The organism is Kribbella lupini (genome assembly GCF_039529595.1).
Taxonomy (GTDB): Bacteria; Actinomycetota; Actinomycetes; order Propionibacteriales; family Kribbellaceae; genus Kribbella; species Kribbella lupini.
In genome coordinates this window covers 1,168,740-1,187,205 of record NZ_BAAANC010000002.1, presented here as the reverse complement: position 1 = coordinate 1,187,205, position 18,466 = coordinate 1,168,740, and the positions used below count along the sequence as shown (strand labels likewise).

The window sequence follows — 18,466 nt, the reverse complement described above, 5'->3', positions numbered from 1 at the left end:
CATGTGCGGAGCCAAGAAGGGCGGCCTTGACCTCAAGGGCGTCGACATCGACAAGGAAGCCGTGATCCAGGGCCAGGTCCTGCGCGGCGAGGACCCGGTCGGCGGCGCGTACGTGCGGCTGCTCGACGCCTCCGGCGAGTTCACCGCCGAGGTGCCGACCTCCGCGACCGGGCACTTCCGGTTCTTCGCGGCGCCGGGCAGCTGGACGCTGCGCACGCTGGCGCCGAAGGCCGACCCGGTCGACCGCCAGGTCGTCGCGCAGTACGGCGAGGTGGCCGAGGTGGCCGTCGCGGTCTGACGCTCTGTACAGTGAACGACCCCGAAGGGCCCGAGCCTTGCGCGCTCGGGCCCTTCGTCGTTGCCGCGTACTGCTCACCGGGTGCCAGTACTGATGCACACGACGGCCCGAAAGCCCAATATTTGCTGGGTTTTCGGCGCGTCAGGCAGTTTGGTAACGGTTTGATTACGGACTCCCTTCATCTCGTTACCTACTGCGATCACCTGAGTTGTGTCTGTGTCCTGGCCCGCAGTTGGGGTCACGTCATCACTCAGGGAGAAGAAGTCTTAATGAAGCCCCGCATCAACAAGAAGCTCGCTGCCGTGGGCGTTGCCGCGGTTGTCGGCGTAGCTTCGACGATTGCGCTCACCTCGGGCTCGGCGAACGCGTCGCCGGTCTACGGCTACAACGGCTACTCGATCGGCACCGACGTGCAGGGCGGCATCGTTGCCAGCGGCCCGCAGGTCAAGGCGGAGATCAGCTGCACCACCGACGCGAGCCGCAAGTCGCGCAACGACCTGGCGACCGCGAACGTCAACAACCAGGCCATCGCCAAGACGGTCACCACCGACACCTTCGCCTTCGCCGAGAAGCGCGGCAACGGCGTGACCTCGACCGCCACCGCGGCCGACATCCGCGTCGGCGGCCTGCTGCACCTCGTCGGCGCCCGGACCACGACCACCGCGTGGATCAAGAACGGCGTCACCTACTACACCGGCAGCACCACCTTCGCCGGCGTGAAGATCGGCGCCGTGACCGTTCCGTCGCTGCTGAAGGCCAAGCCGAACACCAAGGTCGCCGTCCCGGGCCTGGGTTACATCGTGCTGAACCGCGTCGGCGGCGTGAAGACCGACGCCGGCATCTACTCGTACGCGCAGGCGGTCGTGCTGCACGCCACGGTCAAGAACAAGTACATCCCGGAAGGTGTCGACGTCGCGGTCCTCAAGACCCGCGCCGAGGTCACCAAGCCGGCCACCGCGCTGGTCATCGGTGACGCGTTCGCCACCAAGGCCAACGTCGACAAGCTGGTCACGTCCGGCCCGACCTCCTACCAGGCCACCTGCCAGGGCACTGGAGGGCGCACCGACCGCGTCGCGGTCGGCGAGGTGAACATCCCGAAGGTCGCCTACGTCGGCGCCGCGTTCACCACCAAGCGGGGCGACATCGGCCAGAACAAGTCCTACGTCGACTTCAGCTCGCACATCGCCGGCGTCAAGGTCGCGAACCTGTCCATCGGCGCCATCGAGTCCTCGGCCTCGGCGTGGAAGACCAAGGACGGCAAGGTCGGTCTGAACTCGCACTCGACCATCGCCTCGATCAAGGTCGGCAACAAGGTCTACCCGGTCAAGACCGGTGAGAACGCCGAGCTGGAGATCCCCGGCATCGCCAAGCTGACCTTCAACCAGGTCCTGCGTCAGAGCCGCTACATCTCCGTCAACGCCCTGGTGATCGATGTCTACAGCCTGAACACCAAGGTTGTCGTGGGCCACTCGGCCGCCGGTGTGATCGGCTGATCCAGCCCCACACCTCACCTGACTGAGTCGAACCTCACCGATCCAGACAGGCACCAGAACGGCCCCGGCCGGATCCTCGGATCCGCACCGGGGCCGTTTTCTTTGTGCTGTGCGTACGACGGGTCACGCGTCGAGGATCAACGTGACCGGGCCGTCGTTGGTGAGGTGGACCTGCATGTCGGCGCCGAAGCGGCCGCGTTCGACCTTGGCGCCGAGCGACTCCAGGGCCGCGCAGAAGGCGTCGTACAAGGGCTCGGAGACCGGGCCGGGAGCGGCGGCGCTCCAGGACGGGCGGCGGCCCTTGCGGGTGTCGGCGTACAGGGTGAACTGGCTGATCGCGAGGATCGGGGCCTGCTCGTCGGCGGCCGAGCGTTCGTCGCGCAGGATCCGCAGTGTCCAGATCTTCGCGGCCAGGGTCTTGGCCTTCTCCTCGGTGTCGTCGTGGGTGACGCCGAGCAGCACCACCAGGCCGGGTTGATCGATCGCGCCGACCGTGACGCCCTCGACCTCGACCGACGCGTCCGTGACTCGTTGCACCACTGCTCTCATGGGACCCAGTCTGCCGCGCCGCAAATCGTCCGGTCTTCGGGGTGAATCACGACCGAATCTCCCGTTCGTGGCCGACATCTGGCACGATTCCTCCATGACGTCGACGTTGATCACCGTTGCCCCGACCGGCGCCGAGACCGCGAAGGCGGACTGCCCGGCGCTGCCCACCACGCTCGACGAACTGGTCGAGACCGCGAAGCGCTGCGAGGCGGCCGGGGCCGCGATGATCCACATCCACATCCGGGACGCCGACCACCGCCCGACGCTCGACCTCGGCCGGCTCACCGAGACCGTCGCGGCGATCCGGGAGAACACCGCGCTGATCGTCCAGCTGTCCACCGGCGGCGCCGTCACCGACCCGTTCGAGCACCGGCTGCGCGTGCTGGAGGCGGCGCCGGACTCCTGCTCGCTGACGATGGGCACGGTCAACTTCGGCGACGACGTGTTCATGAACCCGTGGCCGTTCGTCACCGAGCTCTACCAGCTCACGCAGGAGCGGCACGTCGTACCGGAGTTCGAGCTGTTCGACCTCGGGCACGTGGCCGCGCTGCACCGGCTCCTGGACAAGTTCGGCCTGCCGTACGGCGGTCGGGTGCACTGCGATCTGGTGATGGGCGTCCCTGGCGGCATGCCCGGTACGCCGGACGCACTGGTTGCCGCGGTCAACGCTCTCCCGTCGGCCGTGACGTCCTGGGCCGCGACCGGCGTCGGCCGTACGACGATCCCGGTCGCGCTGGCCGCGCTGTCGAAGGGGGGCCACCTCCGCGTCGGGATGGAGGACACGCTGACCCTGGCGAAGGGGCAGCCGGTCACGCACAACGCGGAACTCGTCGAGCGTGCTGCCGCCTTGGCGACCCTGGCTCAGCGGCCGCCGATGTCGCCGGACGCCGCGCGCGAGCTGCTGAACGTCGCCCGCCGGGACTGAATCAGCGCCACGACCACACCGGCCACGATGATGGCGGCCTCGAGCAACAACCAGTCGCGGAGGTAGTCGCGCGGCAGCACGGTCGGGTTGACGCCCTTGCCCTGGCGGATGAGCAGCGGGATCGCGACGAGGGTCGTGATCCCGACGTACAGGGCCGTGGTGCGAACTGCGCCGATCGTGCGGTGGTGGCCGGGACCGATCGACCAGCGTGTCAGGAGCCAGCCGGCCGCGACGGTCAGCGGGACGAGCAGGAAGTCGTCGGCCACGACGGCGCCGCCGAGCCAGAGCGGCAGGCGGATCAGCGCGTCGATGCTGAGGCTTTGCAGGAGAAGGCGCAGGCCCCACAGGCCGAGTCCGACGCCGACGGCTGCCATGGCTACGCGGACGAGTCTCATGCGATGACCTCCAGGCGGTGGACCCACTTGGTCTGCAGGACACCGGGGCGGTTGGGGGCGATGATCCGGGCCGGGAAGCCGTGGTCGAGATCGAGGTCGGAGCCGTTGAGCTTCAGCGCCAGGAGCGTGAGCGGGTCGGCGGCGAACTGAGGCGGGAGTTCGCTGGTCGCGTAGAAGCCGCCCTTCTCCATCGAGACGACGCGGACGGTCGAGTGGTCGGGGGCGCCGGCCAGGCGGAGCAGGTCGCGGACCCGGATGCCTTCCCAGACGGCGCCCTGGCTCCAGCCCTCGACGCAGGCGATCGGGAGGTCGGATCGGCTCTGCTGCAGGGATCTGAGCTCGGCGAGCGACCAGGAAAGTTGCTGAGGGCCACTGATCGTGAAGCGCCAGTCGTCGCCGACCGGTACGACGCCGGCGTCGTGGGCGGTGCGGTTGACCGGGAGGGACTGCGGGCCGACGTTGGGCTTGCGTGGCGCGAGGACGGCGATCGGGCCGAAGGCGGGGACGGACTGGCCGACCGACGCGATACCGACCAGGGCTCCGGCGCCGGCGACGGTGCGAAAGAGGCCGCGGCGGCTGAGGCCGGTGACCTCGGCGGGGAGGGAGGTTCGGGGGAGCGCCGGTTCGGGGTGCGGTGCGTCGGCGGGCTGCTCCTCGAGCGGCGCGTCCTTCGGCAGCGCGGCGGTGTCCTGCTCCTCGAGCGGCGTGGCGCCGGCTTCCTCCTCGAGCGGCGCGTACGGCGTACGGTCTGCTGCTGTGCGGCTCCAGTGGGCGCGGATCAGCGGGAGCTTGACAGCGAGGTGCACGAGCAGGGCGCCGATGATGATCCAGGCCAGAGCGTAGTGCGTTTCCTTGAAGGGGAACGGCCACGGGTACCACTGCAGGGTGTTGAGGAAGCCGATGAACAGCTCCAGCGCCAGCGCGGAGACCAGCACCAGGATCGAGAGCCGTTCGAGCAGCGTGGCGAGCGCGGCGCGGCTCGGCGGCCACGGGGGCTTCTCGAAGAGCTTCGGGTAGACGGTCCAGAGCTTTGCCAGCAGCAACGGAATCGCCACGGTGCCGCTGAGCACGTGCAGGCCCTGTGTGACGCGGTACAGGGAGGCCGGGCGGGCGGGGATGTGCAGCCAGTCGGGTGTGGCCTGCTGGAAGTGGCTGAACAGGCCGGTCAGGAAGCAGACCACGACGGCGACCGCCAGCCAGCGGCCGATCACGGTCGCCACCCGCGGGTGGTGCAGCGCGGACCTGAACGCCGGCTGCGGAGGGCTCGGGAGCTTCATTCCTCCATCAGAACGCGTTCCGCGCCGATCGGCGGGGTGGTTGCGGTTACCGCCCGCGAACGGCCCGCGCGCGGGCTTACGGGTCGGGGACGGATCGGCGCCGGGCCTGGCGGGCCGCGGCCGGATTGTTGTCGGATTGCAGGTTTTGCCAGGTCGCGAGGGGCCAGGTTGCGTGTAAGGGTGGTTGGTCCCCGGGGCCGGTCCGCCGGTTCGGGTGATCGGTGCGAGCGGGATCCGCTGGGCCTGTGGATACGTCGGAACGGGTGGCACCGATTCGGCTTAACCTGAGGGTGGTCCGGGTCAGGGGTCGCCGGAGGTCCGTTGGTCGAGGTCGTGGGTCGGAGAGGGGAAGGTCAGTGAGGACGCAGCTGCGGTCGCCGGACGAGGACGTGCGCGCGATGGCCGACCTCGCGGAGGTGGGCGACTGGAGCCGGCTGTGGGGGCCGCCCGAGTCCGGGACCGCCGGGATCCGCGCGTTGGTCGCGCGCGTGGTCGCCGCGACCGGCTGGAAGCCCTGGGCGCCCGGCGACATCGACCCGGCCGAGTATGCGTGGGGCCTGGTCACCCCGCGCGAGACCGTCATGCTCGCGCTGCCGGACGCCGTACTGCCGGAGAGTCCGCGCGGCACCTGGTCGGCGTACAACATCACCGCTGAAGAGGTCCGCGACGCCGAGGACCTGATGGACGACCACTGGCCCGACCAGCTCGCGCTGGCCCGGCACCACTGGGGCGAGCCGGTGTTCGTCGGGCCGGGCGACGACCCGCGGATCCCCGGCGAGTGGCGGGAACGGCGGCGGCACCTCGCGGTGTGGCTGCGGCCCGGCGCCGAGTTCCATCTGTACGCCACCCGGCTGCTGCCGGGTGAGGCGAATCCGACCGCCGGCTTCGCGTACTCCGTCTATGCGAGCGAGGTGGCGTGATGGCGCAGCCCCAGTCGGTTGAGGAAGAACTGCTCGAGAGCCTGTACCGCGGGTTCAAGAGGGCCGCGCGGTTGGTGCGGTCCACGTTCCGTGGGCTGCGGCGGTTGCTGCGGCGCGGTCGCCCGCGGCAGCCCGTGGGGGCGCCGGCGATGGACGGGCCGGACAACTTCCCGCCGAACGACGGGCCGGAGCAGGGCAACGGGCTGGATCTCGACCGCCAGAACGAGCGGCTCCAGCAGCGCGAGCGGGAGCTCGACTACAAGGAACGCCGGGCGATGACCGAGGCGGTCGTCGAGTTCCTGCGCAACAACCCCGAAGCCAAGGCACAGCTGCAGAACCTCACCCAGCACCAGCAGCGGATGCTGATGCTCGGCCTGGTCGAGCGTGCCCTGAGCGACCCGGACCTCGCCCGCGACGACGTCGACGACCGGCTCGAGCTGGAACAAGGAGTCGACGGCCCCGACCTCGATCCGCACGACCTGGACGGCAACCGCGTCCTCGACACCCGCGACCGCGAGCTCCTCGATCGGGACGTGGACCGGCTCACCGACCGCGACGGCGATCGGGTGCCCGACACCCTCGAGCGCGACCGGGAGGACGCCGAACGCGACCAGGCCGAGACCGAGCGCGAGACGACCGAGGCGGAGCAGAACGCCGAGGAGCTCGAGCGCGAGGAGGAGGACCGGGAGGAGACCCGCGAGGCCGAGGCCCAGGAACAGGACCGCGAACGCGAGCGGACCGAGGGGCCGGACGTGCTGCCTGCGGCAGCCGCTGGCGCCGCGGTGGCCGAGGGGCTCGACGGCCCGGACCAGCCGGACGCCGACGCCGAGGTGGACGGCGCAGAGGCGGATCAGCCGGAGGTCGACGCGCAGGCCGAGCGTGACGGGTCTGAGGTGGATCAGCCGGAGGTTGATGCTCAGGCGGATGCTGAGCGGGATGGCCAGGAGGCTGACGCCGAGCAGCAGGCGGATCGCGACCAGCAGGAGGCTGACCAGGGTCAGCCTGTGGTGGACGACCAGGCGGATCGGGAGCAGGTCGACCGGGCTGAGGGTGACGCGGGGGTGGAGCAGGGCGAGGTCGCGCGGGACGACGTCGAGGTTGATCGGGCGGAGCCTGTGACGGCGCCGGAGCAGGTTGATCGCGAGGCTGATCGGGACCCGCAGGAGATCGACCAGGCCGAGCCGGCGGTTGAGCAGCAGGCTGCGGACCGCGACCAGGAGCAGGGCGAGCCCGATCGCGATCAGCAGGTTGAGGCCGACGGTGGCCAGCAGGCTGAGGGCGAGCGCGACCAGGCTGAGGGGGAGCGCGACTCGGAGGTCGATCAGGCGGACCAGCAGCGCGATCCGCAGGAGATTGACCAGGTGGAGCCGGGCCGGGATGCGCAGGAGGTCGAGCAGGGCGACGTCGCGCGGGACGACGTACAGGTTGATCGTGAGCAGCCTGAGGTAGACCGAGCTGGACTGGACGAGGTGGACCAGCCTGACGTCGAACAGCCTGAGCCGGTGCAGGACGGTCCGGAGCAGGACCAGCCTGAGCGCGACCAGGCGGAGCAGGACCCAGGCGATCGCGAGCAAACTGAGCAGGAGCAGGACGGCCGAGGGCCTGAGGCTGAGCAGAACCAGCAGGATCCTGCCGAGGTGGAGACCTCGGCCCTGCCGACCGGTGGTGACCTGCGGGCCGAGGCGCAGGCACGCGAGACCCAGAAGCCTTCAGGGCCGCTGGAGGCTCGGTTGGAGGAAGACCGGAACCGCGAGAACGCTCTGAAGAACGGCGAGCGTGGGCAGGGTCAGCAGGGGTACAGCCAGCCGATGTCGGACGCGGAGAAGGCCAAGCTGGACTCACTCGCCCGCGAAGGCGTCGCCGGCCCCGCCGAGCGTCGCCCGGAGCGCCAGCTCGAACCAGCCGGCCAGGGCGGCCGTACCCCCGGCGCCCAGCACCAACGCGACGTACAGAACACCCAGGACCCACAGGACCGAGACCGCTCCCGCTGATCCCGCCGTCACTCGAACGGCGGAAGGCAGAGAGCATCTTGCCGGGACCGCGACCACCCACCGGGGACTGTGAACAACAAACAGTTGTCCGCAGTCTCCGGCTCCTGTTGAGGGGATCAGTAGACGATCGCCTGGGCGTTGTCCGCCAGGATTTCTTCCGTGAACGCCGGGGCGCCGGCAACACGCGTGCCCGGAAGCAGATCCGCCTCCGTCAACTCCCGCCGCTTGGCGCACTGCGTGCAGACCGTGAGGGTCCCACCGGCCAGCACCGCCGACAGCAGGTCGGCGAGAGGCGCCGCGTGGGGAAGCTCGAAGGACTCGGCCCGCCCAGGAACAGCGAACCAGACGGCCTCGCCGGTGAGCCACAGGGAGACGGCTGCGCCCGAGGCGACCGCGGTGGCGGCTACCGTGAAGGCCTGGTTGGCGCGTTCGGGTTCATCGGCGCCTGCGGTCAGCTTGATCACCAGGGTGCGGGACATCACGCCACCGTAGTCCAGCGTCAGCGCGACCATCCCCTAGACTGGCGAACGTGCTGCATGTCATCTTCACGACCCTCCTGGTCCTGGTCAGTGTGTTCATGGCCTGGTTCTCGGCGTTCGTCGTCTACCGGCTGTACCGCGGCCGCAGCGCGAACTGACCCGGCGACCCACCGATGGCCTTCGAGATCCCGCAGGACCTGCACCCCGACCTGATGCCGCTCGCCTGGCTGCTCGGCCGGTGGGAGGGCCGCGGGCACGGCGACTACCCGACGATCGAGAAGTTCGAGTTCGGGCAGCAGATCGACTTCAGCCACAACGGCAAGCCGTACCTGCACTACGTCAGCCAGACCTACGTGGTCGCCGAGGACGGCACCAAGGAGCGTCCGCTGGCGGTGGAGACCGGCTTCTGGCGGCCCAAGCCGGACAACAAGCTCGAGGTCGTGATGGCGCACCCGACCGGCTTCGCGGAGATCTGGTACGGCGAGATCGACGGCGCCAAGGTCGAGATGCAGACCGACGTGATCGCCCGGACGGCCACCGCCAAGGAGGTCACCGCCGGTCACCGCCTCTACGGCCTGGTCAAGGGCGAGCTCCTCTGGGCGTACGACATGGCCGCCGAAGGCCAGCCGCTGCAGCCGCACCTCTGGGCGACCCTCGTCCGGGTCTGACTCCCGTACGGCGTCCAGCTCCGTACGGCGTCTAGCTCTCCGACACCCAGCTGTACTCCACCTTCGGCCGCCCGCTCCGCCCGTCGTAGCGCTGCGTGCGTAGCGCCTGCTGCTGATCCGCCAGGTGCTCGAGGTAGCGCCGGGCCGTGATGCGCGAGGTCCCGAGCTCGGCGGCGACCTCCTCGGCCGTCCAGCCCTCGCGATTGCCGAGCAACTGCACCACCCGATCGAGTACCGATCCCGCCAAGCCCTTCGGTACCGACGAGACCGTTGCCGGATGCAACAACCGGTCGACTTCGTCCTGGTCGGCCACCACCTGACCGGCCTCGGCGGCCCGCCGCTGACGTGCGTAGGCGGACAGCCGGTCCCGCAAAGTCTCGAAGGCAAAGGGCTTCAGGACGTACTGCACCACCCCGATCCGCGCAGCAGCCTGGACGGCGGAAACCTCTCGCGCCGACGTCACCGCCACCACGTCCGTGACGTTGCCCAAGGCACGCATCCGCCGGACGACGTCCAGTCCGTGCCCGTCGGGCAGGTTCATGTCGAGCAGCACCAGGTCGATCTGGCTCTGCGAAAGCACGGACAATGCCCGGGCCGCCGTACCGGCGATGCCGACACACGTGAAGCCGGGAAGACGATCCACATAAGTGCGGTGTGCTTCCGCAGCCACCGGATCGTCTTCCACCACCAGAACCCTCAGGAGATCAGGCACTCTGACTCACCGCTCGCGGCAGCCGCACGCGCACCGTCAGCGCGGGGATCTCGTCCAGCTCGGAGTCCGGGTCGACCATCAACGTCCCCTGCCAACGCTCGACCGTGCTGCGGACCAGCACCAGTCCGAGTCCGTGTCCTGGCTCGTTCTTCGTCGTCCAGCCGCGTTCGAACATGCGGGCCAGTTCGACCGACCCGAGCTCGGCGCCCGTGTTCGTCACGGCCAGGTCGATCGCGTCCGGCGTCGTACCGGCCTTCAGCTCGACGCGGCGTGGTGCCGGGCCACTGCGGGCGGCCTCGATCGCGTTGTCGAGGAGGTTCCCGACCACGGTCACCACGTCCTGCGCGGGCAGTCGGGTGTTGAGGGCCTCGGATCCGAGCTCCAGCGTGAGCAGTACGCCGCGTTCCTGCGCCTGTGACAGCTTGGCCAGCAGCAGCGACGCGAGCACCGGGTCGCCGACCGTGCCGACCACCCGGTCGGTCATCGCCTGCGCGAACTGCAGCTCCGACACCGCGAACTCCCGCGCCCGCTCCGGCCGGCCGATCTCGATCAGGCTGACAACGGTGTGCAGCCGGTTCGAGGCCTCGTGGTTCTGCGCCTCGAGCGACTCGGCCAGGCTCCGGACCGCGTCCAGCTCGCCGAGCAGCGCCTGCAGCTGGCTGTGGTCCCGCAGCGTCACGATCCGGCCGGAGCGCGCCGGCTGCTGGTTCACCACGACCACGCCGTACGCCCCGAGGTGCAGTTCGTCGTACGCCGTACGGCCGGCCTTCAGCAGGTCGGACAGCGCGACCGGGAGGTGGAGGTCCTCCACGGCGGTGCCGGCGGGGATCGCCTGCAGCCCGAGCAGTCGCCGGGCCTCCTCGTTGACCAGCTGGATCCGTCCGTCGGCGTCGATCAGCAGCAGGCCTTCGCGGGCGGCCCGCAGGACGCCCTGGTAGAAGTCGAGCATCCAGGCGAGGGTCTGCGTTCCCATCCCGCGGGTCGCGCGGCGGACCCGCCAGGCGACCAGCGCGTTGCCCGCGATCGCCACCCCGAGCATCAGGCTGGCGATGCCGAGCATCGTCCGGGTCTCGGCCCGCAGCAACTGGTCCCAGCCAGGGGGCTCCAGACCGGCGGCCGCGGCGTCGCGGTCGGCCTGCGACCGGGCGCGGCTGGCGAGCGTGATCCAGACCATCGCGATCAGCACCGCGACCGTGCCGGTCTGCAGCCAGAGCACCTGGCGCCGCAGCTCCCACGGCCGACGTTTCATGCCGTCATTCTCCACACCAGCGCCACCACTGGTAGTGCGCGGCATCTGTTCGCCGCGGTCGGTCGCTTCGCCGCGCGCCGAAGTGTGGGTACCGACCGCGAACGATATGAACGAAATGCGCAGTTGTCCTGTGCGTCACGTCACAGTTACTCAGAACCGCCCGGAACCAGCTCTGCCGGCCAAGGAGCCACGTATGTCGACCACCGATCCCCGTCCCACCCCGGTCCGCAACGACCGGACCCACTTCCTCTACATCGCCGTCATCGTCGCCGTCGCCCTCGGCATCGGCGTCGGGTTCCTGTTCCCGGACTTCGCGGTCGAGCTGAAACCGCTCGGCACCGGGTTCGTGAACCTGATCAAGATGATGATCAGCCCGATCATCTTCTGCACGCTGGTGCTCGGCATCGGCTCGGTCCGCCAGGCCGCCAGCGTCGGCAAGGTCGGTGGGCTCGCGCTGATCTACTTCATCGTGATGTCGACCGTGGCCCTGGGTATCGGCCTGGTCGTCGGCAACCTGGTCCAGCCGGGGTCCGGCCTGAACCTGACCGACAAGCTGCGCGAGACCGGCCAGAAGCAGGTCGGCGCGGCCCACGAGACCACCACCGACTTCATCCTCGGCATCATCCCGAAGACGATCGTCTCGGCGCTGACCGAGGGCGAGGTGCTGCAGACCGTCTTCGTGGCGCTGCTGATCGGCTTCGCACTGCAGGCGCTGGGCTCGAAGGGCCAGCCCGTCCTGACCGGCATCGCGCACATCCAGCGCCTGGTCTTCAAGGTGCTGGCGATGATCATGTGGGCCGCCCCGATCGGCGCCTTCGGCGCGATCGCCGCGGTGGTCGGCGCCACCGGCGTGGACGCCCTGATCAGCCTGGGCAAGATCATGATCGCCTTCTACATCACCTGCGCGCTGTTCGTGATCGTTGTCCTGGGCACCATTCTTCGGGTGGTCACCGGGCTGTCGATCTTCCAGCTGCTGCGCTACCTCGGTCGCGAGTTCCTGCTGATCGTGTCCACCTCGTCGTCGGAGACCGCCCTGCCCCGGCTGATCGGCAAGATGGAGCACCTCGGTGTCTCCAAGAGCGTGGTCGGCATCACCGTTCCGACCGGCTACTCGTTCAACCTGGACGGCACCGCGATCTACCTGACGATGGCGTCGCTGTTCATCGCCGAGGCGATGGACCAGCCGTTCTCGATCGGGCAGCAGATCTCCCTGCTGGCGTTCATGATCATCGCCTCGAAGGGCGCCGCCGGGGTCACCGGCGCCGGCCTGGCCACGCTGGCCGGCGGCCTGCAGTCGCACCGGCCGGAGCTGGTCGACGGCGTCGGCCTGATCGTCGGCATCGACCGGTTCATGTCCGAGGCCCGCGCGCTGACGAACTTCGCCGGCAACGCGGTCGCCACGGTGCTGGTCGGCCACTGGGTCGGCGAGCTCGACCGCGATCAGGTCAAGCAGGTCTTCGCCGGTGAGGACCCGTTCGACGAGGCCGCGTTCGCGGCCGGCGACACCCACGCGGGCGACGTACCGGAAGCCGTCACCGCTGGTCCCGAGCCCCAGGACCGCACCCACTAGCCACCTGACCCACCCCTCAGCCGGCGCCCGTCAGCCACAGCTGACGGGCGCCGGCGCCTTTACTGCCCAGCAAGGATTTCGACCACCGGCGCCAGCTCCTCCAGGTACGCCGAGTTCACGCTGATGTACGACGCACCGAGCACGTCGCGCCGCCGCAGCAGCTCGTCCGCCATCTGACGCGGATCACCCGGCAGCAGCATCAGCGAGTCGGTCGCCCGCAGCGCCTCCGGCTCCGCACCGGTCGCCATCTTCGTCCAGGGCGGCAGCTCGCCGTCCCCGGCCGCGAACAGGTTCAGGGCCAGCTCGATGTCGTCGGCCCGGTCGCCGGCCAGCGTCCGCAGGTCGTCGGCGAGCTGGATCACCTCGGCCGGCGGCGTCAGCGCGCCCTTCGCGATCGACACCACGTCCGCCCGCTCGGCCGCCAGCGCCAGCGACTTCGGCCCGCCCGCGGCCATGATCACCGGGGTGTGCCGGTCACCGTCCAGCTCGGCCAGGTGGTCGAGCGTCTCGCGCACCTGCTGCAGCCGCTCCTTCGCCGACCCGTACGGCAGTCCGAGCTTCTCGGCGAACTTGTCCGTCCCGGGCCGCCCGGTGCCGATCCCGAACTCGAACCGCCCGTCGGTCAGCACGGTCAGCGTGTGCGCGTCCCAGGCGGCGGCGTACGGCGTGCGCATCGGCGCGGCCGCGACGAACGTGCCGACGCGGATGTCGGCGACCGTCGCCGCCATCGCCAGCGACGGGAACGGCGAGAGCAGCTGCAGCCCGTCCGGCATCAGGACCGTCGAGTACCCGAGCTCCGCGGCCCGACGTACGGTCTTCGTCCACTGGTCCGGACTGCCGTCGGCCGGCGTGGCCACGATGCCGAACCTGAAGCGCTTGTCTGTCATCGTCCTGTCCTCTCCGAGTCGTACCTCCAGCGTCGCGATCGGGGCGGTTGTCCACATCCCACAGCGGGAGGCGTTCGGCGTACGCCGGGCGACGTACGCTGGTGACATGTCATCGATGCGCAGCCCCCTGCTGGACCTGCCCGCGGCGGTCGAGGCCGACGGCCTGGACGCCGGAGTCGCGGCGCACTACGGCTCGGACCTGCGCGAGCAACGGGCGCTGGTCCGCGGCGAGGGGTACGTCGACCTGTCCCACCGGGACGTGGTCACGATCAGCGGGCCGGACCGGCTCACCTGGCTGCACGCGCTCACGACGCAGTACTTCGAGGGCCTGCAGGCCGGTACGTCGACGACGGCGCTGCTGCTGTCCCCGACCGGTCACGTCGAGCACGCGATGTACGGCGTCGACGACGGCGAGACGTTCTGGCTGCACACCGAGCCGGGCGCGGCCGCCGCGCTGGTCGAGTGGCTGCAGAAGATGGTGTTCATGTCCCGGGTGGAGATCGCCGACGTGACCGACCGCTTCGCCATCGTCTGGCGGCCCGGCGCGGCGCCGGCCGAAGGGCCGCTGACGCGGTCCGGCGGCGACTCGCTCGGTGGGTACGAGGTGTTCCTGCCGCGGGAGGAGCTGTCGGCGTACGCCGAGCTGGCCGGCCCGCCGGCGGGTGTCTGGGCGTACGAGGCGCTCCGGATCGAGGCGGGTCACCCGCGGTTCGGTCTCGACACCGACGAGCGCGCGATCCCGAACGAGCTGGGCTGGCTCGGCGTCGGCGTCCACCTGAACAAGGGCTGCTACCGCGGTCAGGAGACGGTCGCGCGGGTGCACAACCTGGGTCGTCCGCCGCGGCGGCTGGTCCGGCTGCACCTCGACGGGTCGGTCGATCACCTACCGCAGCACGGGTACGCCGTACGGGCGGGTGAGAAGCAGGTCGGGTTCATCGGGTCCGCGGCGCGGCACCACGAGCTCGGGCCGATCGCGCTGGCGCTGGTGAAGCGTTCGGTCGACAGCGAGGTGGAGCTGCAGGTCGTGGCCGAGGACCAGCCGACGGTGACCGCGACGCAGGAGCTGATCGTGGACCCGGAGGTCGGGCTGCACGTGCGCGCCCGGCTGTGATTCGGATCATCCCCAACTGGGGTTTTTGCTCCTGACTTTCCGGCCGTACAGTTCAGGCGTGACCGAACCTGTGATCGTGGCCGACGTCGTCCGCAGCGACTTCGTCGAAGGGCACCACCGCGGCTCCGTCGTGGTGACGAACCCCGACGGTGGTGTCGAGTGGTCCGTCGGCGTCGTCGACCAGCCGATGTTCCCGCGCTCGTCGAACAAGCCGATGCAGGCGCTCGGCATGCTGCGCCACGGGCTCGACCTGGACGGCCGGCTGCTCGTGCTCGCCGGGGCGTCGCACTCGGGCGAGCAGATCCATCTGGACGGCGTACGGGAGATCCTGGCGGGCGTCGGGCTGGACGAGAGTGCGCTGCGGACGCCGGCGCAGTACCCGGTCGAGGACTACGTCCGCGACGAGTGGGTCCGGGCGGGGCACGGCCCGGAGCCGATCACGATGAACTGCTCGGGCAAGCACGCCGCGATGATCGCGACCTGCGTGGCGAACGGCTGGCCGATCCACGATGTCGCGCGGGAGGCTTCGCCGGACGGGGTCTGGGGTGCCGATGACTACCGGTCGCCGAAACACCCGCTGCAGCAGGTGATCCGGACCGCCGTCGAGGACTCGGCCGGCGAGAAGGTCTCGTACGTCGCGGTCGACGGGTGCGGGGCGCCGATCCTGGCGATCAGCCTGGCCGGCCTGGCGCGCTCCTTCGGGCTCTTCGCCGCTGCCGAGCCGACGACGCTCGAGGGCCGGGTCGCGGACGCGTTCCGGGCGTTCCCGGAGTACGCCAGTGGCACCCGGCGCGACGAGGCCGAGCTGATCCGCGCGATCCCCGGCCTGTTCTGCAAGGTCGGCGCCGAGAGCGTGTACGCCGTGGGCCTGGCCGACGGCCGCGGCATCGCCGTGAAGATCGAAGACGGCAGCCCCCGAGCCCGCGCGGTAGTGATGGCCGCGACCCTGAAGATGCTCGGCCTGAACCACGAGGTCCTCGACAAGCAGCTGCACGCCCCGCTGCTCGGCGGCGGCGTACAGGTCGGCTCGGTACGGCCGCACGCGCCCACCTTCGCCTGAGCCCGCCCCGGCCGGCCCCCTGCCGAGCCCGGCCCCGCCGAGCCCGGCCCCGCCGAAGCCTCGGCCTGGGCGACCCCGCCTTCCTTCCCTTCCGTCCCGCCCGCGCCGAAGGCGCGGGCGGGACGGTGCTTTTCAGGGCCTGTCACATGGCGTGAGCGGGCTCACCCGCGTTCTGCTTGCAATTGCAAGCACCTTGCTAGCACACTGGACGCATGGCCAGGTTGAGTGATCGTGCGGCGGACGCGGTGGGTTCGGTGGGGGAGTACCTCGCCGAGCAGCGGCGTCACGCGCAGTTGTCGTTGCGGCAGCTGTCCGACCTGGCCGGCGTCTCCAACCCGTACCTGAGCCAGATCGAGCGCGGGCTGCGCAAGCCGTCGGCCGACGTGTTGCAGCAGCTGGCCAAGGCCCTGCGGATCTCCGCGGAGACGCTCTACATCCGGGCCGGCATCCTCGATCCAGACGACGGCGCCGACGGCGCCGGGCGCGCGACGGGCGTGGTCGACGCGATCCTGCTCGACCCGCTGCTGAACGAACGGCAGAAGCGCGTGCTGCTCGACGTCTACGGATCCTTCGTCCGGGAGAACGCACCCGAGGACGACGTACCGGCCGCGGCGGCGACGAAGCCGCCGGCCCAGAAGACGGCTCGGACCGTCAAGAAGACCGCGCCGGCGAAGAAGCCCGCGGCCCCCAAGACCCCTGCACCACAGCGCTCCACCCACTGAAAACACTGCTCCGAGGAGAAGCCTGATGGCTACCCGTACCCCCGTCACGCCCCTGTACGTCATCGCCGGTGCCGGCGACCTGGCCGTGGAGAAGTTCCGCGCGGTCAGCGAGGACGTCTCCGCCCGGTTCGCGAAGCTCGACCAGGACGCCCTGCAGTCGACGCTGCGCACCGAGCTGACCAAGCGCCAGGCCGAGCTGTCCAAGCGCCTCGAGGCGCTGGCCGCCGACGCCCGCACCGTCCCGGCCAAGCTGCGTGAGCTGCCGGCCGTCGCGCAGGCCGGTCTGACCGTCGTGATCGGCCAGGCCGAGGAGACCTACGACGACCTGGCCACCCGCGGCGAGGAGATCGTCGGCCGGATCCGCAGCCAGAAGGCCACCGAGGACCTGGCCGCCCAGGCCAAGACCACGGTCAGCAAGGCCAAGGCGACCCGGACCACCGCGCGCAAGACCGCCGACTCCGCGACCCGCAACGTCAAGGCGACCGCGACCAGCGCCCGCAAGACCGCGAAGACTGCCGCCAAGGCCGCCGGCGACGCCGCCACGAAGGTCGGCGACTGACCGTAGTCCTCGCGTGGCGGCCTGACGCCGTACGCCGCAACACGCCGACGGGTGGTCCTAATCTGCCGCTGAGCAGAGGTGGGCCACCCGTCTGCTTGTTAGGCTCGTACGCATGCTCCCACTCGCCACGTTCCCGACCCTGTTCCCGGGGTTCGGCAATCCGTTCGACGTCATCTGGTGGGTGGTCCTCGGCCTGAAGCTGGTCGCACTGCTGGACGCCGCCTTCCGACCGCGCCAGGTGTTCGTCGCCGCGGACAAGCTGACCAAGCCCGGCTGGGTGCTCATCTTGTCGACGTTCTCGCTGTCGCAGATCTTCCAGGGCGGCTGGCTCAGCTTCTTCGGCCTGATCGGCATCGTCGCCGCCGGTGTCTACCTGGTCGACGCCCGGCCCGCCCTGCGCGCCGCCAGCGGCCGGGGCCGCGGCGGAGGCTGGGGCATCCGTCGCCGGCGCGGTCCGCGCCCGCTCTGATCCCCTGCGTACGCCGTACAGGCTCACCAGCCGGTACGGCGTACTGACGTCACGACCGGTAGACGATCACCTTGTCGCCGACCTTGACCTGGTCGAACAGCCACTTGATCTTGGCCAGGTCACGGACGTTCACGCAGCCGTGCGAGGCGCCGGCGTAGCCACGGGCGGCGAAGTCCGACGAGTAGTGCACGGCCTGGCCGCCGCTGAAGAACATCGCGTACGGCATCGGGGAGTCGTACAGCTTGGAGACGTGGTTGCGGCTCTTCCAGCCGACCGAGAACGCGCCCTCGCGGGTCGCCGTCTTCTGCGCGCCGAACCGGACGTCGAACTGCAGCTTCACCACACCGTCGACGACGTAGCGCAGCTTGCGGCTGGACTTATCGATGCACAGCGCCGTACCGGTCGCGCAGCGCTGGTCCAGCTTCTTGCCGTCGACCACGGGAGCGGGCGGGAAGAGCTCCTTCTGGGTCGGCTCGTGCGTCGCGGCCTTCAGCTGGTCCCAGGTGTTCTGGTCGACGTACCCGAGCTCGGGAATCCCCTTGGAGGCCTGGAACTTCTTCACCGCGGTCCGGGTCATCGTGCCGAAGGAGTTGTCCAGCCAGCGCTTGTCGAGCAGCTTGAGCTGGATCAGCCGGGCTTCGACCTTGCGGACGTCGGCGCTGCTCGCGCCGTTGCTCCACAGGGCCTTCGGGTAGATCGGCAGCTCGCCGCTGACCTCGAACGGCACGGTCTTCAGATCGGTCGACGCCACCGGCGCGGCCGGGGCCGCCGACGCTTCGCTTCCGGAACCGTTCAGTCCGTAAACGACCAGGCCGGTCGCGGCCGCGGCGACGACCATCCCGGCCAGCACGTGCCGGACCGCCGACGCCTTCCGTACCCAGTTCCGCGCGCGCATCGCATACCCCTCGTTCAGCTTGTCCCCTGTACCAACTGGGACGCCCTCACCGGCCCAATGGTTGGCCCCCACCCACAACTGACGAGTCAGCGTAAATCGCCTACCGCCGTCGGTGCACCTCTCGTGAGCGACTCGTGACCTGTCGCACACCCAGTGTGCGTCTTCCAGTTCCCGCCTACTGCGCGGCACCCGGCACGGCACCTCGGCGCACTGGAGCAAAGCCCACGATGGAAAAAC

Annotated in this window: 20 protein-coding genes; 12 read left to right on the top strand and 8 right to left on the bottom strand. The window is 70.1% G+C overall.

The annotated features are described in order from the left end of the window. The first annotated feature begins 1 nt into the window (after position 1). Positions 2–298 carry a DUF1416 domain-containing protein gene (locus ABD235_RS18865; protein WP_344175711.1) on the top strand — a complete coding sequence of 99 codons (297 nt, stop codon included), beginning with the start codon at positions 2–4 and terminating at the stop codon, positions 296–298. A 269-nt stretch (positions 299–567) separates the two neighbouring features. Beyond that, positions 568–1,791: a choice-of-anchor P family protein gene (locus ABD235_RS18860; protein ID WP_344175709.1), complete on the top strand. Its 1,224-nt coding sequence runs from the start codon at positions 568–570 to the stop codon at positions 1,789–1,791. Positions 1,792–1,914: 123 nt separating this feature from the next. Here ABD235_RS18860 and dtd read toward each other — a convergent pair whose 3' ends face one another. Continuing rightward, positions 1,915–2,340: a D-aminoacyl-tRNA deacylase gene (gene dtd / locus ABD235_RS18855; protein ID WP_344175707.1), complete on the bottom strand. Its 426-nt coding sequence runs from the start codon at positions 2,338–2,340 to the stop codon at positions 1,915–1,917. Between the two features lie 94 nt (positions 2,341–2,434). Between dtd and ABD235_RS18850 the strand changes: the two genes are divergently transcribed. Further along, a complete protein-coding gene (locus ABD235_RS18850; protein WP_344175705.1) occupies positions 2,435–3,265 on the top strand; it encodes a beta-keto acid cleavage family enzyme in 831 nt (276 codons plus the stop codon). Here ABD235_RS18850 and ABD235_RS18845 read toward each other — a convergent pair. Both ABD235_RS18845 and ABD235_RS18840 read right to left on the bottom strand, forming a co-directional pair. Further along, a complete protein-coding gene (locus tag ABD235_RS18845; protein WP_344175703.1) occupies positions 3,202–3,660 on the bottom strand; it encodes a hypothetical protein in 459 nt (152 codons plus the stop codon). The genes ABD235_RS18850 and ABD235_RS18845 overlap by 64 nt on opposite strands. Next, on the bottom strand, positions 3,657–4,937 hold the full coding sequence (locus ABD235_RS18840) for a molybdopterin-dependent oxidoreductase (RefSeq protein ID WP_344175701.1): 1,281 nt from the start codon (positions 4,935–4,937) through the stop codon (positions 3,657–3,659). Before ABD235_RS18840 ends, ABD235_RS18845 begins: the two co-directional genes overlap by 4 nt. A gap of 356 nt (positions 4,938–5,293) precedes the next feature. Here ABD235_RS18840 and ABD235_RS18835 point away from each other — a divergent pair, with 356 nt between their 5' ends. Both ABD235_RS18835 and ABD235_RS18830 read left to right on the top strand, forming a co-directional pair. Further along, the gene (locus ABD235_RS18835) at positions 5,294–5,857 is read left to right on the top strand and encodes a hypothetical protein (RefSeq protein ID WP_344175698.1); all 564 of its coding nucleotides are present in this window, start codon (positions 5,294–5,296) and stop codon (positions 5,855–5,857) included. Further along, positions 5,857–7,848 carry a hypothetical protein gene (locus ABD235_RS18830; protein WP_344175696.1) on the top strand — a complete coding sequence of 664 codons (1,992 nt, stop codon included), beginning with the start codon at positions 5,857–5,859 and terminating at the stop codon, positions 7,846–7,848. Before ABD235_RS18835 ends, ABD235_RS18830 begins: the two co-directional genes overlap by 1 nt. A 116-nt stretch (positions 7,849–7,964) precedes the next feature. On the opposite strand, the gene ABD235_RS18825 is transcribed toward ABD235_RS18830, so the two are convergent. Further along, positions 7,965–8,327: a DsrE family protein gene (locus ABD235_RS18825; protein ID WP_344175694.1), complete on the bottom strand. Its 363-nt coding sequence runs from the start codon at positions 8,325–8,327 to the stop codon at positions 7,965–7,967. A gap of 173 nt (positions 8,328–8,500) precedes the next feature. Between ABD235_RS18825 and ABD235_RS18820 the strand changes: the two genes are divergently transcribed. Further along, positions 8,501–8,995 (top strand): heme-binding beta-barrel domain-containing protein, encoded by a 495-nt coding sequence (locus ABD235_RS18820; protein WP_344175692.1) that lies wholly within the window; start codon positions 8,501–8,503, stop codon positions 8,993–8,995. Between the two features lie 31 nt (positions 8,996–9,026). On the opposite strand, the gene ABD235_RS18815 is transcribed toward ABD235_RS18820, so the two are convergent. Together ABD235_RS18815 and ABD235_RS18810 are read right to left on the bottom strand one after the other, a co-directional pair. Next, a complete protein-coding gene (locus ABD235_RS18815) occupies positions 9,027–9,680 on the bottom strand; it encodes a response regulator (RefSeq protein ID WP_344175690.1) in 654 nt (217 codons plus the stop codon). 19 nt (positions 9,681–9,699) lie between these two features. Then, the gene (locus tag ABD235_RS18810) at positions 9,700–10,956 is read right to left on the bottom strand and encodes a sensor histidine kinase (RefSeq protein ID WP_344175687.1); all 1,257 of its coding nucleotides are present in this window, start codon (positions 10,954–10,956) and stop codon (positions 9,700–9,702) included. Between the two features lie 193 nt (positions 10,957–11,149). Between ABD235_RS18810 and ABD235_RS18805 the strand changes: the two genes are divergently transcribed. Continuing rightward, entirely contained in the window at positions 11,150–12,526 is a 1,377-nt protein-coding gene (locus ABD235_RS18805) for a cation:dicarboxylate symporter family transporter (protein ID WP_344175685.1), read from the top strand. 59 nt (positions 12,527–12,585) lie between these two features. Here the strand turns inward: ABD235_RS18805 and ABD235_RS18800 are convergent, their stop codons facing one another. After that, the gene (locus tag ABD235_RS18800; protein ID WP_344175683.1) at positions 12,586–13,413 is read right to left on the bottom strand and encodes an LLM class flavin-dependent oxidoreductase; all 828 of its coding nucleotides are present in this window, start codon (positions 13,411–13,413) and stop codon (positions 12,586–12,588) included. Positions 13,414–13,519: 106 nt separating this feature from the next. Here ABD235_RS18800 and ygfZ point away from each other — a divergent pair, with 106 nt between their 5' ends. The 5 genes from ygfZ (at position 13,520) to ABD235_RS18775 (ending at position 17,334) form a co-directional block, all read left to right on the top strand. Beyond that, positions 13,520–14,524, top strand: coding sequence for a CAF17-like 4Fe-4S cluster assembly/insertion protein YgfZ (gene ygfZ / locus ABD235_RS18795; RefSeq protein WP_344175681.1), 1,005 nt, complete (start codon positions 13,520–13,522; stop codon positions 14,522–14,524). A gap of 58 nt (positions 14,525–14,582) precedes the next feature. Further along, positions 14,583–15,584, top strand: a complete 1,002-nt coding sequence (locus ABD235_RS18790) for an asparaginase (protein WP_344175679.1) — start codon at positions 14,583–14,585, stop codon at positions 15,582–15,584. A gap of 212 nt (positions 15,585–15,796) precedes the next feature. Further along, positions 15,797–16,306, top strand: coding sequence for a helix-turn-helix domain-containing protein (locus ABD235_RS18785; RefSeq protein ID WP_344175677.1), 510 nt, complete (start codon positions 15,797–15,799; stop codon positions 16,304–16,306). A gap of 25 nt (positions 16,307–16,331) precedes the next feature. Then, the gene (locus ABD235_RS18780; protein WP_344175675.1) at positions 16,332–16,865 is read left to right on the top strand and encodes a hypothetical protein; all 534 of its coding nucleotides are present in this window, start codon (positions 16,332–16,334) and stop codon (positions 16,863–16,865) included. Positions 16,866–16,977: 112 nt separating this feature from the next. After that, positions 16,978–17,334, top strand: coding sequence for a DUF2516 family protein (locus ABD235_RS18775; protein ID WP_344175673.1), 357 nt, complete (start codon positions 16,978–16,980; stop codon positions 17,332–17,334). 49 nt (positions 17,335–17,383) lie between these two features. Here ABD235_RS18775 and ABD235_RS18770 read toward each other — a convergent pair whose 3' ends face one another. Next, positions 17,384–18,229, bottom strand: coding sequence for a L,D-transpeptidase family protein (locus ABD235_RS18770; protein ID WP_344175671.1), 846 nt, complete (start codon positions 18,227–18,229; stop codon positions 17,384–17,386). Between the last annotated feature and the right edge of the window lie 237 nt (positions 18,230–18,466).

Bases quoted from the DNA above. Each gene is read 5' to 3' on its own strand.
- ABD235_RS18865 (WP_344175711.1), top strand. From the start codon at position 2: ATGTGCGGAGCCAAGAAGGGCGGCCTTGACCTCAAGGGCGTCGACATC.
- ABD235_RS18860 (WP_344175709.1), top strand. From the start codon at position 568: ATGAAGCCCCGCATCAACAAGAAGCTCGCTGCCGTGGGCGTTGCCGCG.
- dtd (WP_344175707.1), bottom strand. From the start codon at position 2,340: ATGAGAGCAGTGGTGCAACGAGTCACGGACGCGTCGGTCGAGGTCGAG.
- ABD235_RS18850 (WP_344175705.1), top strand. From the start codon at position 2,435: ATGACGTCGACGTTGATCACCGTTGCCCCGACCGGCGCCGAGACCGCG.
- ABD235_RS18845 (WP_344175703.1), bottom strand. From the start codon at position 3,660: ATGAGACTCGTCCGCGTAGCCATGGCAGCCGTCGGCGTCGGACTCGGC.
- ABD235_RS18840 (WP_344175701.1), bottom strand. From the start codon at position 4,937: ATGAAGCTCCCGAGCCCTCCGCAGCCGGCGTTCAGGTCCGCGCTGCAC.
- ABD235_RS18830 (WP_344175696.1), top strand. From the start codon at position 5,857: ATGGCGCAGCCCCAGTCGGTTGAGGAAGAACTGCTCGAGAGCCTGTAC.
- ABD235_RS18825 (WP_344175694.1), bottom strand. From the start codon at position 8,327: ATGTCCCGCACCCTGGTGATCAAGCTGACCGCAGGCGCCGATGAACCC.
- ABD235_RS18820 (WP_344175692.1), top strand. From the start codon at position 8,501: ATGGCCTTCGAGATCCCGCAGGACCTGCACCCCGACCTGATGCCGCTC.
- ABD235_RS18810 (WP_344175687.1), bottom strand. From the start codon at position 10,956: ATGAAACGTCGGCCGTGGGAGCTGCGGCGCCAGGTGCTCTGGCTGCAG.
- ABD235_RS18805 (WP_344175685.1), top strand. From the start codon at position 11,150: ATGTCGACCACCGATCCCCGTCCCACCCCGGTCCGCAACGACCGGACC.
- ABD235_RS18800 (WP_344175683.1), bottom strand. From the start codon at position 13,413: ATGACAGACAAGCGCTTCAGGTTCGGCATCGTGGCCACGCCGGCCGAC.
- ygfZ (WP_344175681.1), top strand. From the start codon at position 13,520: ATGTCATCGATGCGCAGCCCCCTGCTGGACCTGCCCGCGGCGGTCGAG.
- ABD235_RS18785 (WP_344175677.1), top strand. From the start codon at position 15,797: ATGGCCAGGTTGAGTGATCGTGCGGCGGACGCGGTGGGTTCGGTGGGG.
- ABD235_RS18780 (WP_344175675.1), top strand. From the start codon at position 16,332: ATGGCTACCCGTACCCCCGTCACGCCCCTGTACGTCATCGCCGGTGCC.
- ABD235_RS18775 (WP_344175673.1), top strand. From the start codon at position 16,978: ATGCTCCCACTCGCCACGTTCCCGACCCTGTTCCCGGGGTTCGGCAAT.
- ABD235_RS18770 (WP_344175671.1), bottom strand. From the start codon at position 18,229: ATGCGCGCGCGGAACTGGGTACGGAAGGCGTCGGCGGTCCGGCACGTG.